Here is a 13,060-nt window from a genome sequence, read left to right on the forward strand (position 1 = left end):
CGGGAGACCCGTCCACCCTACAGCATGATCCAGTGGATTTTTACGCGCTCGCCCGCAAATCCGGATACCCACCCGTCACGATCGACATGTCGACGAACCCGGCGCGCCAGGCCTGTTCGAGGTTCTGCTCGACTTCTTCCATCGAGGTACGCCCGAAGTTGGTGAAGCCGCGCACGCCGTAGGCGCGGTTGCGGCCGTGGCCCTTGGCCATGTAGAGGGCCATGTCGACCAGGTTGACGGCGCGCTCCCATGGCAGCGGGGTGCCGGCCGGAGCCAGCGGGTAGGGGGCGAAGCCGATCGAGACGTTGACGTTGAGCGTCGTGCCCTGGAACTCGATGCTGGTCGCGCTGATGCCATTCAGGAGGCGGCGCGCCACTTCGTCCAGGCCGCTCTGCGGGATCGAGGGCAGGAAGGCGAGGAATTCCTCGCCGCCCCAGCGCACGATCATGTCGGTCTCGCGCAGGATCTCGCGCAGGCTCTCGGCGATCTTGATCAGCACCGCGTCGCCGGCGCCGTGGCCCCAGGTGTCGTTGATGTGCTTGAAGTGGTCGACGTCCATCAGGAACAGCGCACTGACCATCTCTTCGCCCGAGGTGCCGGCGCCGCGCTTTTCCTCGTTGCGGTGGCCGCGCATGAAGTCCTGGAAGTGGCGCCGGTTGTACAGGCTCGTGAGCGGATCGCGCACGCTCTGCTGCTTCAGTTCCTGGTTCTTCAGGAACAGCTGCGCGTTCGCGTGGCGCACCTTGCGGTAGAGGAGGGCGACCACGAACGAGGCCAGCGCGAACACGGCGGCCAGCAGCCACCACACGCGCTGCTGCAGGCGGCGGTTGTCGATCTCGACCGACTTGATCTCGTTCTCGCGTTCGAGCAGGACGATCTGGCGCTGCTTCTTGTCGGCGTCGTATTTTTCCTGCAGTTCGAGCAGCGCCTTCTGGCGGCGCTTTTCGAACAGTTCGTTCGACAGGCCGCGCTCGCGGTGATAGGCGGCCACCGCGCCGGCGTAGTCGCCTGCGCGCTCGAGCGCCTCGCCGTACTCGGCCAGCACCATCTGGAGCTCGGGCTTGTCGCCGGTTTTTTCGTAGACCGCCAGGCCTGCTTCGAAACTGCGCTTGCCCTCCGCCATCTGTCCGGTCGACAGATAGGCCTGGCCCAGGTTCACCCGCGCGGTCGCCAGCGCCACGTCGTCGTTGATCCGCTGCGCTGCCTCGATCGCCTCCAGCGAGTACGCCTTGGCATTGCGGTAGTCGCGCATCTTGAGGTAGCAGTCGGCCATGTTCACCAGCGAACGGACAACCAGCGACTGGGCGCCGATCTTGCGCTGCAGTTCCAGCGCCAGGGTCTGCGCCTTGAGCGCGCGCGGCAGCTGGCCGGTATCGACCGCGAGGCCGTATTCGCTTGCCTTCAGGGTCGCCATGCGGCCCGGCGAATTGGTCTTGACAGCGGCCTCGGTGGCCTCGGCCAGGGCCTCGAAGCCCTTGTCGAATTCACGCATCTGGCCGTACAGGCGCGCCAGCGAATTGAGCACGATCACCAGGTGCACGGGGCCGCCATGCTGGCGCGTGTAGGCGAGGATCGCCTGGGTCTTTTCGAGCGACAGGGGGAAGTTGCCGTCTTCGGCATACGATTCGGCGGAGGAGACGCCGACGCGCACGCGCAGGTCGATGTCGTCGGTGGTAAGGGCAAGGCGCTCCGCCTCCCAGACCAGCTCGTGCGACAGCGCCAGTTCCTTTTGGCGGTACTTGATATAGCCCTTGCCGAGCAGGCCTTTGGCCTGGGCGCCGTTGTTGTTGGTGCGGCGTCCGAATTCGATCAGCTCATCGCAGGTCGCCAGCGCCTCGGCGAGCCGGCCCACGCCCATGTAGGCGATGCAGAGCTGCGACAGCACCTCGCCGTTGGCCTCGGCCGAAGCCGCGCCCGCCTCGGCCTGGATCGCGCGCAGCATCGGCAGCGCGCGTTCGGGAATGAAGCGGTTGATTTCGCGGATCTCGGCGAGGCGCTCGGCGAGCGGTTCAGCGAGCGGGGCCGCGGCCTGGGCCCAGGCGCAGGAGGCGCTCAGCAATAACGAGGCCAGCAGCGTCGCGACGCGACGACGGGGCTGTCTGGACTTGCGAGCTGCCTGCATAATGATCTTTCGATGGGGTGGTCGGTATCGCGTAGTCACGCGCGCCCATCTGTCATTATATTCTTGTTGCAGAGCAGAAATATCGCTTTTTTTGCTTCGGTATCGCAAAAAAGCGACGCCGAAACGGCAATGTTGGCGTTAACGCATGCCACGAAAGCATGCATACCGGCGCCTACACGGCCAGTTGCTGCAACAAGTACAAGCGTTGGTACAAACCGCCCTCGATCCGCATCAGTTCCTCGTGCGCGCCCGCTTCCGTGATGCGCCCGTGATTGAGCACGACGATGCGGTCGGCGTCGCGGATGGTCGACAGCCGGTGCGCGATCGCGATGATCGTCACGTGGCCGCGCAACTCGTCCAGCGCTTCCTGCACGATCTGCTCGGTCGCGCTGTCGATGCGCGAGGTCGCCTCGTCGAGCAGCAGGATGCGCGGCTCGCCGGCCAGGGCGCGCGCGATCGCGACCAGCTGCTTCTGGCCCGAGGACAGGCGCGAACCGCCTTCGCCGAGCGGGGTGTCGTAACCCTGTTCCAGCGCCGCGATGAAGCCGTGCGCATGCGCCGCCCGCGCCGCCGCCTCGATGCGATCGAGGGGCAGGCCGCGTCCCATGTCGATGTTCTCGCGCGCCGACGCCGCCAGAATGAACGGATCCTGGGGCACCAGACCGACCTCGTTGCGGAAGCGCTCGTTGTCGATGCCGGCAATCGGCTCGCCGCAGATCTCGATGCGCCCGTTCTCGGCCGGATAGTAGCGCAGCAGCAGCGACAACAAGGTCGACTTGCCGCTGCCGGTGTGGCCGACGATGCCGACAAAGGCGCCCTGTGGGATGTCGAGCGAGATGTAGTGCAGGACGTTCTGGCCCGGCACGTAGGCGAAGCTCAGGTCGCGCACGCGCACGGCCGGCGCGTCCGGACTGGCCTCCAGGCGCGAACCGGCGCCGCGCCCCTGCGCGTGTTCGGCGGCGCCGGCCTCGTCGAGCAGGGTCGACACGCGTGCCGTGGCCACCACCGCCTGCTGCAGGCCGCTGAACTGCATGGTGATCTGGATGAGCGGCTCGACCACGCGCGCGATATAGCTGATGAAGGCGTACAGCACGCCGACTTCGACGGCGCCGATCTCGCGCTGGCCGAAGCTGAAGATGACCACCGCCAGCAGGATCACGTTGAGCAGATCCAGCGCCGGGCGCAGCAGGAAGGCGTTCGCCTTCAGCTCGGACAGGCGCGCGTGATAGTGCTTGTCGTTGGTGGCGGCGAAGCGCTCGCCGAAGCGGCCCGCCGCATTGCTGGCCTGGAGCACCGTCATGCCGCCGATCGATTCGGCCATCTGGCCGTTGATGTCGCTGCGCAGAGCGCGGGCGCGCGTCACCGCCGGCGCCGACAGGCGCTGGTAGAGCCAGACGATGATCAGCACCGCCGGCAGCAGGGCCAGCACGATCAGCATCAGGCGCCAGTCGAGCCAGGCCATGGCGATCATGGTGCCGACCAGGACGATGCTCGAATCGAGCAGCACGAACAGCACCTGGATGTACAGGGTCTTCACCGCCTCGGTGTCGTTCGTCACGCGGCTGACCAGCTGGCCGGTGATCGCGCGGTCGAAAAAGGCCATCGGCAGGCGCATCACGTGGCCATACACCCATTCGCGCAGGCGCCGCACCGAGCGCATCGCCATGCCCGACAGACGGATCAGCTGCAGGTAGCGCAGCCAGGACGCGGCCCAGCCCGAAACCAGCACGCCGCCCAGCAGCAGGGCCATGCGCGTCCAGTCGGCGTTCCGGGGGATGAGGTAGTCGTCGATCAGGGCTTTGCCCAGGATCGGGCCGATCACTTCGAGGCCGGCGGCCAGCATCAGCCAGAGCGTGGCCAGCACCAGCTGGCGGCGGTCGGGCCAGGCGGCGCGGCGCAGCAGGCCGGCCGCCTGCGTGACCTGGGCGCGGCCCGGTTTTACGAGGTCGGGCTTCACGGCGGTATCAGGCTGCGTCAAGGCTGGCCTCCAGTTGTTGGTAGCGCCACTGGCTGGCGTACCAGCCGTCCAGGGCGAGGAGGGTGTCGTGGTCGCCCGATTCGACGATGCGGCCCTCCTTCAAGACCACGATCAGGTCGGCGTTGACGACGGCCGACAACCGGTGGCTGGCGATGATGGCCGATAGCTCCGGCTTATTCGCGCGCAGTTCGGCCAGGTGCTCGAGGATGCGCGTCTCGGTGCCGGTGTCGACCGCCGACAAGGCGTCGTCCATCAGCAGCAGCGAGCTTTCCGCCAGCAGCGAACGCGCGATCGCCACGCGCTGGCGCTGGCCGCCCGAAAGCGTGATGCCCTTTTCGCCGACCGGGGTGTCGTAGCCCTGCGGGAAGCGCAGGATGTCGTCGTGGATGGCGGCCATGTCGGCCGCCTGTTCGATCTCGGCGCGGCTGGCGCCGGGGCGGGCGAGGGCGATGTTCTCGGCGATGCTGGCCGAGAACAGGAAGGATTCCTGCGGCACCCAGCTGGTGGCCGCGCGCAGGGCGGCCAGTTGATAGCTCTCCAACGGATGGCCGCCCCAGGTGACGGCGCCCGCCTGCGGCGTGGCCTGGCGCAGGAGCACGCGCAGCAGCGTCGACTTGCCGGCGCCGGTCGGCCCGACCAGGCCCAGGGTCATGCCGGGGCGCAGCGCCACCGAGACGCCGTCGAGCGCGGGACGGGTTACTTCTCCGCTTGCGCCGCCGTAGGCAAAGTGGACGTCGCGCAGCACCAGTGGGCCATCCTCGATGCGCGTGAGGCTGCCTTCGTCGACCACGGTAAGGGGCGCGTCGAGCATCGGCTGCAGGCGCGCCAGGCCGGCGCGTCCCCGTTCGATCAGCGAGAGCACCCAGCCGGCCGCGAACATCGGCCAGATCAGCTGGCCGAGGTACATGGTAAAACTGGTGAGCGCGCCGATGGTGAGCTGGTTGTTCCAGACCAGGTAGCCGCCCAGGCCGAGGGTGAGCGTGCTGGCGGCGGTGAGCGTCAGGCCGACGGCCGGCTCGTAGGCTGCTTCCCATTTCTGCGCCGTCAGGCTGGCGTCGGCCGCCTGGCCGGCCAGTTCCGAGAACTGGCTGCTGCTGCGCGCTTCCAGGCCCAGGGCGCGCACGGTGCGCACGCCGGAGAGCGATTCCTGCACATGGTCGTTGAGCGTCGAGAAGCGCTTCAAGGAATCCGTTTCGGCCGTGTGGATGTGGCGCGAGATGTACCAGAAGGCCAGACCCATCAGCGGGAAGGGCAGCAGCGCGATCAGGGCCAGGCGGTAGTCGACCCCGAGCAGCATCACGCCCAGCACCATGATCAGGGTGAGCGTGCCGTCGAAGCCCGCCAGCATCGCTTCGCCGGCGGCCATCTCGATGGCGTCGATGTCGTTGGTGGCCAGCGCCATCAGGTCGCCGGTGCGCTGCTTCTGGTAGAAGGCCGGGCCTTGCGCGGAGAGGCGCGCGTACAGGCGCGTGCGCAGTTCGACGCCGAGGCGGTAGGCCGCGCCGTACAGGCGGATGCGCCAGCTCACGCGCAGCACGTAGATCGCCACGCCCAGGGCCAGCAGCTGCAGGATGCCGATGGTGAGGCCGTGGCTTGACAAGGTATGCGCGGCCAGGCCGTCGATCATCGCGCCGACCTTGCGCGGCACCCAGACCGTGCACACGGCCACCCCCGCCAGCATCACCGCCGACGAAGCATAGGCTTTCCAGTGGCGCAGCACGAAGCCGCCGACCAGGCTTGCTAGACTCATGATGTTCCTTGTTGCGGTTGTTAATCGCCCGCGACCGTCATTAACATACCGTAGGGTGGGCGGGTCTCCCGCCCACGCGTTCAACGCACGGGTGCATACCACAGGAGTAATCATGCAGATGCCGGTTGAACGCGTGGGCGGGGAACCCGCCCGTTGAAACCGTGGTCAAGGCCACTGGCCTCGACCACCCCTACGGGTCTAGGCCAAATAAAAAAGCGGGCCGAAGCCCGCTAGTTTACTGTTTTTGCACCTCAGGCGCAGCGCGCCTGGCGCCTGGGTCAGTTCTGCTTGCGGCGGCCCTTGGTGCCGCGCAGTTCCGTGACCTTGGTGGTGGCCGGCATTACCACCGGCGGGGTCGCATCGACTGGCTCGACCTTCGGCAGTTCGATCTCGACCGACACCTCGACCGGCACGCTGGCGGCCACCGGGTGCGGCGGCGCGACCGACATGTCGGTGATTTCGCTGGCCGCCTGGGCGATCGGCGTCGGCGCGGCGTCCGGCTCGACGTCGGAGGTGACGACGACAAAGGCTGCCGTGCTTTCCGGTTCCGCTACGGGAGCGGTGAGAGGCACCGCAGGCGCGGCTTCAGGAGCGGCCGGCGTCATGCTGGCGACGGCGGCGTCGACCGTTTGCTGCGCTGCGGCGGCGTTCGCCGTCGTGATCGCGTTCAGGGCGTCGGCGCTGTAGCTGCGCAGCGGCGTGAAGCCGGCGGCCAGGCTGAACAGTTCGCGGCCGTAGTCGAACATCGAGCGCCACTGGCGCTGCGACTGCGCGCCGATTTCCAGCAGGTCGCGCGGGTCGCGCACGGCGAGCAGCTGGCGCATCGTGTTGGACGAGTGTTCGATGGCGCTGCGCGAGGCGTCGAGCTGCAGCGCGAGCACGCGGCTGGTCTGGTCGAGGGCACCCTCGCCGACGCTGCGCATCAGGTTGAATCCATTGTCGAGCTGGGTATGGCGGATTGCGGAAAACTGTTCTGGAAGGGAAGTCATTGTGATTCCTTATATGCTTGAGCAAGTGTTCGGCTGGTCGGATATGGCGCACTGCAACATAACTAGTGTAGTCCTGATGCTGAGCCCTGCAAAGCGAAATTTGTCACTATGTCATCAGCGCAATATTGCATTGCAGCACCGTTACAATTCGACACCCAATTCGCCAGCAAACGCTTTAAAAAGATGGGGAAATCGCTACAATCATCCGATCTGAACAGGAGCGCCCATGGATCTTGTCATACGCAATGCCACCCTGGCCGACGGCCGCCGCGAGATCGACATCGGCATCGCCGGCGAGCGCATCGTTGCCGTTGAAGCGGGCCTGTCCGCACAGGGCGTACGCGAGATCGACGCCGGCGGCGACCTGGTGTCGCCGCCCTTTGTCGACGCCCATTTCCACATGGACGCGACGCTCAGTTACGGCTTGCCGCGCGTGAATGAATCGGGCACCTTGCTCGAAGGCATTGCGCTGTGGGGCGAGCTGAAACCGCAACTGGCGCAGGAGGCCCTCATCGAGCGGGCGTTGCAATATTGCGACTGGGCCGTGGCGCGCGGCCTGCTGGCGATCCGCACCCATGTCGACATCTGCGACGACCGCCTGCTGGCCGTCGAGGCGCTGCTGGAGGTGAAGCGCCGCATCGCGCCCTACATCGACCTGCAGCTGGTCGCCTTTCCGCAGGACGGCCTGCTGCGCAGTCCGGGCGCCTTCGACAACCTCAAGCGCGCCATCGCCATGGGCGTGGACGTGGTCGGCGGCATTCCCCATTTCGAGCGCACCATGGCGCAGGGCGCGGAGTCGGTGCGCCTGCTGTGCGAATTCGCGGCCGGGCAGGGCCTGCGCGTGGACATGCATTGCGACGAGACCGACGATCCGCTCTCGCGCCACATCGAGACCCTGGCCTATGAAACCTGGCGCCTCGGCCTGCAAGGGCGCGTGGCAGGTTCGCATCTCACCTCGATGCATTCGATGGACAATTATTACGTCAGCAAACTGCTGCCGCTGATGAAGGAGTCGGGCGTGGCGGCGATCGCCAATCCGCTCATCAACATCACGCTGCAGGGGCGCCACGACAGCTATCCGAAGCGGCGCGGCATGACGCGCGTGCCGGAACTGCTGGCGGCCGGCATCGACGTCGCCTTCGGCCACGACTGCGTGATGGATCCCTGGTACGGCCTGGGGTCGGGTGACATGCTGGAAGTGGCCCACATGGGCCTGCACGTGGCGCAGATGACGGGGCAGGCGGCCATGCGCCAGTGCTTCCTCGCCGTCACCGAGACCCCGGCACGCATCCTCGGCCTGGAAGGCTATGGCATCGCGCCCGGCTGCCACGCCGACCTGGTGTTGCTGGGCGCATCGAGTCCAGCCGAAGCGATCCGCCTGCGCGCCACGCGCCGCGCCGTCGTGCGCCGCGGGACAGTGGTGGCCGAAGCGGCGCCGAACGTCTCGGCCCTGCGCCTGGCCGGCCGCCCGGAGACGGTCGATTTCCGTATCGGACGCTGAGTTTGCCGCCACGGGTGCTAGAATCGCCAGCCCATGAAGTATGCATATAGCGCATCGGAACAGTACTGCAGAGCCGTGAACGATATCCAGATCCGCCCCGCCACCAGCGCCGATTTCGACGCCATGTGGAACATCTTCAGCGCCCATGTGGATGCGGGGGAAACCTATCCTTTCGAACCTGAGACCACGCGCGAGGCGGTGCAGGCCTACTGGTTCGGCCAGGGCGTCACCAGCCGCGTGGCGGCCCTGGGCGAACGCGTGCTGGGCATGTACCGCGTGGTGCCGAACCAGCTCGGGCGCGGGCGCCATGTCGCCAACGCGTCCTACATGGTCAGCCCGTCGGCGCAGGGCGCGGGCGTGGGCCGCATGCTGGGCGAACACAGCCTGCTCGAGGCGCGCGGCCAGGGCTACCTGGCGATGCAGTTCAACTACGTGGTCAGCACGAATACGGCCGCCGTGATGCTGTGGAAGAAGCTCGGCTTCTCCATCGTCGGCACGCTGCCGAAAGCCTTCCGCCACAAGCGGCTCGGCTATGTCGACGCCTACGTCATGTACCAGCTGCTGCAGGATCCGGATCACTGGCCGACGGCGGACGAGTAGACCCGGCCCTCCGCCGGTCAGCGGTGCAGCATGGCCTCGTGGGCGATGATAGGATCATTGTCAGTTCAACATCCACGAAAGCAGCTCCATGCAAGTCGCCGAACCCGGGCCGAACGCAGCCTTTTACGTCGTCATGAACGCCGGTTCCGGCCATTCGGAAACCGCGCTGCGCGAGTCGACCATCCGCGACGTGCTGCAGGCGGCAGGGCGCACCTGCCATCTCGAGATCGTGGAGGATCCAGCCCAATTGGGCGACATCGCGCGCCGCATGGCGACCCGCGCCCGCGAGGAAAACGGCATCGTGGTGGCGGCCGGCGGCGACGGCACCATCAACACGGTCGCGCACGAAGCGGTGCGCCAGGGCTGCCTGTTCGGCGTGCTGCCGCAGGGGACATTCAACTACTTTGGCCGCACCCACGGCATTCCCGAAGACCTGGCCGAGGCCGTGCATGCTCTGCTGGGCGCGCGCGTGACGCCGGTGCAGATCGGGATGGTCAACGACCGCATCTTCCTCGTCAACGCCAGCGTCGGCCTGTATCCGCAACTGCTGGAAGCGCGCGAGCACGACAAGCGCCAGTACGGCCGCAGCCGCGTGGTTGCCATCCTCTCGGCTTTAAAAACCGCGCTCGGCCGCCATCGTTCGCTGCGCATCACCCTCGACACCGAGGGCATCACGCGCAAGTTGCGCACGCCGACCCTGTTCGTCGGGAACAACCGGCTGCAGATGGAGCAGGTCGGCATGGAACCGCTGACCGAGGCGGTCGAGGAGGGCGAGCTGGCGGCGATCGCACCGCGCCCGGTCGGCAAGCTCGGCATGCTCGGCCTGATGCTGCGCGGCGCCCTCGGGCGCCTGGGCGATGCCGACAACGTGATCGGCTTTTCCTTCAAGCGCCTGACCGTGAAGCACGCGCGCCTGTCGCCGCGGCGCGGCATCAAGGTCGCCACCGACGGCGAAGTGACGCGCATGCGCATGCCCTTGGTGTTCCAGGTGGTGGAAGGGCGGCTGCTCCTGCTGAAACCGGCGGCCGATGCGGCATCCAGCGCCGCCGGCACCGAGTCGGGCGCCGGCACCAGCTAGCGACATGTGCCAACGCGACGCATGCGTCTACGTGGGCACGGGGCGCCCACCCTACATACGTCACGTTGCGTGTCTTGTAGGGTGGGCGCCCCGTGCCCACGCCGGAACGACGAGTAGACGCGACGCCTATCGAACGCCGATGTTCATTTTATCCGCTGCACCCGTACCCCGAACAAATCAACCCGGTTCGACGGCCCATGGATGCCCCCCGCGCCGCTGAAGCTGGCGTTGCTCTCCAGGTAGCTCATGTTGTAGAAGTCGCCCAGGCGCACGCGGTAGGTGCCTGGCTGCAGGCGCGCGCTCAGCGGCGTCGACAGCGGCGCGGGCGTGCTTCCGCGCGCCGGCTTCGTGTGCGGCAGCTGCACCACACCCTGCGCCACCGTGCGCCCGGCCGCGTCTTCGACGCGCATCCATTTGACGCCGCCGCTGATGCCCAGGTTGATCCCGTTCGCCTCGTTCCGGTAGCGCAGCTGCAGCGCATAGGCACCGGCCGCCTCGATGCGCAGTCCGCGTAGTTCGAAGCGATCCTGCGGCGCGCCCCAGCCGGCCAGGGCGCCGTTCGCTGTGGTCTTCAGGTTCGACACCACGCGCGCATCGGACACTGGAATCTCGACGGCCGCATCCACGCAGCGCGGCAGGCTGTGGTGGCTGCGGTTGCGCGACTGCGGGTGCTCGGCCTCGACGGCGTAGCAGGCGTAGGGATGCACCTCGCGATCGCGCCACTCGCCCGGCGCCAGGCCGGCCGCCACCTGCTTGCCGTCGCGGTAGACGTGGTAGACCGTGCCGGCGGGATTGCCGCCGGCGCCGAAGTGCAGGCGCGCATGGTCGTCGCCCTCTCGCACGAGCGAGGCGATGACGGGTTCGCGCGGGCCGAAGACCGTAGGCGACTCCACATAGGGATCGGCGTTCTCGCGGCGGATGGCGTGCTCGCCTTCCGCCACGGCGCCGAGCACGATCTCGATCGTGTCGCCGTCGCGCAGCGCCTCCCAGGCGATGGTGGACGGCACCGGCGCGCCGTTGTGCAGCACGCGCTCGACACGGTGCACGCCCTGTTTTTGCGAAGCGGACGGCAGCAGCAGGCGCAGCGAGATGCGCGCACCGCGCAGGCGCAGGTCGTGCAGCGTGGCCTGCCCGGTGCCGGCGAAGGTTTCGCGGCGCAGTTTGGCGGTGACGAAAGGTTTTAACTGGATGCCTTCATCCGTGGTGCTCAGGCCGAACACCTGTTCGACCACCATGCCGAGATAGGCGCCCACCGACCACAACTGGCGGCGGGAATTGATGACGGGGCCGATCAGCGACGGGTTCTTCTCGTCGAGCAGCAGCGGCTGGCCGCTGAGCCATTCGAGGTTCTCCATGTTCGACATGTTCAGGGCCGCGCCGCGCATCAGCGAATCGTAGGCGGCGTCGGCCACCGCCGCATTGCCGGCATGGGCCGCCGCCTTGAGGCCATAGCCCGTCACGAAAGGCCACAGCGCGCGGTTGTGATAGACCGGCACGCCCGGCTGCTGCGGCCAGATCACCGGCGGGCCCATGGGGCCGTGCGGGTAGCGCGCCAGGATGCTGCGCGCCTGCTGGTCGTCGGCGATGCCGGTGAGGATGGCCAGCGATTGTCCCAGCCAGTCGAACTTGTGCAGCGGCGCGCCGTCGAAATGGGCGGCGGTCAGGCTGCTGTACATGCCGGCGTCCGGCAGCCAGAGGCGCGCATTGATCGCGTTTTTCAATTGCGCCGCCCAGCCGGCGTAGCGCGCGGCGCGGGCGCCGTCGCCAGCCTCGCGCGCCAGGCGCGCGGTGAAGTTGAGCGCCTGGTAATGGGCGGCGTTGGTCGAGACCGATTTGCTGTTCGCCATCGAGGCCAGGTCGTCCGTGATCCAGGCGGCGTAGCTCTGGTCGCGCCAGTCGAGGAAGGATTGCTCGCCCGTGTACAGGCCATCCTCCGGGTCGAAGGCGGCGATGCGGTCGTTCTCGATCGTGTTCGTCAGCGCTTTCAAGGCGCGCGCGGCGAAGGCGGCGCGTTCGGTTGCCGGCAGCAGGCGCAGGGTTTCCTTGGCCGCGAAGGCCCAGACCACGCGGTCGGTGCTGACCGGCCAGCTGCCGCCGCTGCCGGTGTCCTGCACGATCTGCAGGCCGTCGGCACTGCCCGCGACCGGGGCCGCTTTCGGCACCTCTTTGCGATAGCCGGCCAGCTTGAAGTCGAGCGCGTTGCGCACCCGCGCCGGATCGAACAGGGCCAGGCCCAGGTCGGCAGCATAGGACAGGTCGCGCGTCCAGACGTAATGCCATTTTTCTCCGGTCTCGAAGCAGTCGCAAGGAATCGGTGCGCCCGCGTTGTAGTTGCCGTCGCGGATCGCGCGCACCGCGTCCTGGCGCATCTCGCTTGTGGCCAGGGCGAACAGGGCGTCGAAGGCGAGGTTCCCGCTGCGCAGATAGGGCAGGTCGGGGCCTTCGGCATAGCGGCTGTGCTGGGGCACCGGGTCGCGCAGGGACATCGTCGTCGAATGGATGTAGCTGCGGCGCCCGGCTTCCGGGTCGGCGAGCGAGAAGCGTGCCGTTTCCGTCTTGCCGTCCCAGGTGGGGAAGTTCAAGGTGGCGATGCGGGCATGGCCCGCATGCGGGTCGGGAGCGGGGCCGCTTTTGCGCGCTTCCAGGCGGGTGATGCGCAGGCTTGGCGCGGCCGGCTGCTTCGCATCGAGGGTAAAGCGATAGGTGCCGGTGCTGCGCACGAACAGCGTCGCCTCAAGCCCGGCGCGCGTGGCCAGGCGTACCGGCCGATCCGGCTGGACGGCGACGCTCTCGTGCGGGTTCGGCACCCACTCGCGGCGCCAGTCGCCGCTGCCCAGCTTGAAGCCGTGGTTGCCGGGCGCGATCAGGATGTCGGTTTCGTAGACGCCATTGCCCTTGTGGCGCAGGGCGTTCTCCAGGCCCCAGCCGTTGAAGCCGCCGCGCACATACAGGGCCTCGCGCAAAGGGCCGGGATCGGCGGCAACCGCGGTGCTTGAGGCGAGGAGGGCGGGCAGCAGCCAGCGGGACGGATTCATGATTGCC

General features: G+C 67.7%; 8 protein-coding genes. 3 read left to right on the forward strand and 5 right to left on the reverse strand.

Annotated elements, in window-relative coordinates:
* Positions 1-40: 40 nt before the first annotated feature.
* The 4 genes from ASF77_RS16450 to ASF77_RS16465 form a co-directional block, all read right to left on the reverse strand.
* Entirely contained in the window at positions 41-2,122 is a 2,082-nt protein-coding gene (locus ASF77_RS16450; protein WP_056341517.1) for a GGDEF domain-containing protein, read from the reverse strand.
* A 172-nt stretch (positions 2,123-2,294) separates the two neighbouring features.
* A complete protein-coding gene (locus tag ASF77_RS16455; RefSeq protein WP_373961892.1) occupies positions 2,295-4,100 on the reverse strand; it encodes an ABC transporter ATP-binding protein in 1,806 nt (601 codons plus the stop codon).
* On the reverse strand, positions 4,087-5,850 hold the full coding sequence (locus ASF77_RS16460; protein WP_056341520.1) for an ABC transporter ATP-binding protein: 1,764 nt from the start codon (positions 5,848-5,850) through the stop codon (positions 4,087-4,089). The genes ASF77_RS16455 and ASF77_RS16460 overlap by 14 nt, the downstream gene beginning before the upstream one ends.
* 278 nt (positions 5,851-6,128) lie before the next feature.
* Positions 6,129-6,839 (reverse strand): phasin family protein, encoded by a 711-nt coding sequence (locus ASF77_RS16465; RefSeq protein WP_056341523.1) that lies wholly within the window; start codon positions 6,837-6,839, stop codon positions 6,129-6,131.
* A gap of 226 nt (positions 6,840-7,065) precedes the next feature.
* Between ASF77_RS16465 and ASF77_RS16470 the strand changes: the two genes are divergently transcribed.
* From ASF77_RS16470 to ASF77_RS16480, 3 genes are all read left to right on the forward strand, one after another.
* The gene (locus ASF77_RS16470) at positions 7,066-8,340 is read left to right on the forward strand and encodes an amidohydrolase family protein (protein WP_056341527.1); all 1,275 of its coding nucleotides are present in this window, start codon (positions 7,066-7,068) and stop codon (positions 8,338-8,340) included.
* A gap of 75 nt (positions 8,341-8,415) precedes the next feature.
* Entirely contained in the window at positions 8,416-8,940 is a 525-nt protein-coding gene (locus ASF77_RS16475; protein ID WP_056341530.1) for a GNAT family N-acetyltransferase, read from the forward strand.
* Positions 8,941-9,028: 88 nt separating this feature from the next.
* A complete protein-coding gene (locus ASF77_RS16480) occupies positions 9,029-10,018 on the forward strand; it encodes a diacylglycerol kinase family protein (protein ID WP_056341532.1) in 990 nt (329 codons plus the stop codon).
* Positions 10,019-10,161: 143 nt separating this feature from the next.
* On the opposite strand, the gene ASF77_RS16485 is transcribed toward ASF77_RS16480, so the two are convergent.
* Positions 10,162-13,053, reverse strand: coding sequence for a hypothetical protein (locus ASF77_RS16485; RefSeq protein ID WP_056341535.1), 2,892 nt, complete (start codon positions 13,051-13,053; stop codon positions 10,162-10,164).
* Positions 13,054-13,060 lie beyond the last annotated feature (7 nt).

The sequence above is a fragment of the Massilia sp. Leaf139 genome (genome assembly GCF_001424165.1).
In the GTDB taxonomy this organism is placed as follows: domain Bacteria; phylum Pseudomonadota; class Gammaproteobacteria; order Burkholderiales; family Burkholderiaceae_D; genus Telluria.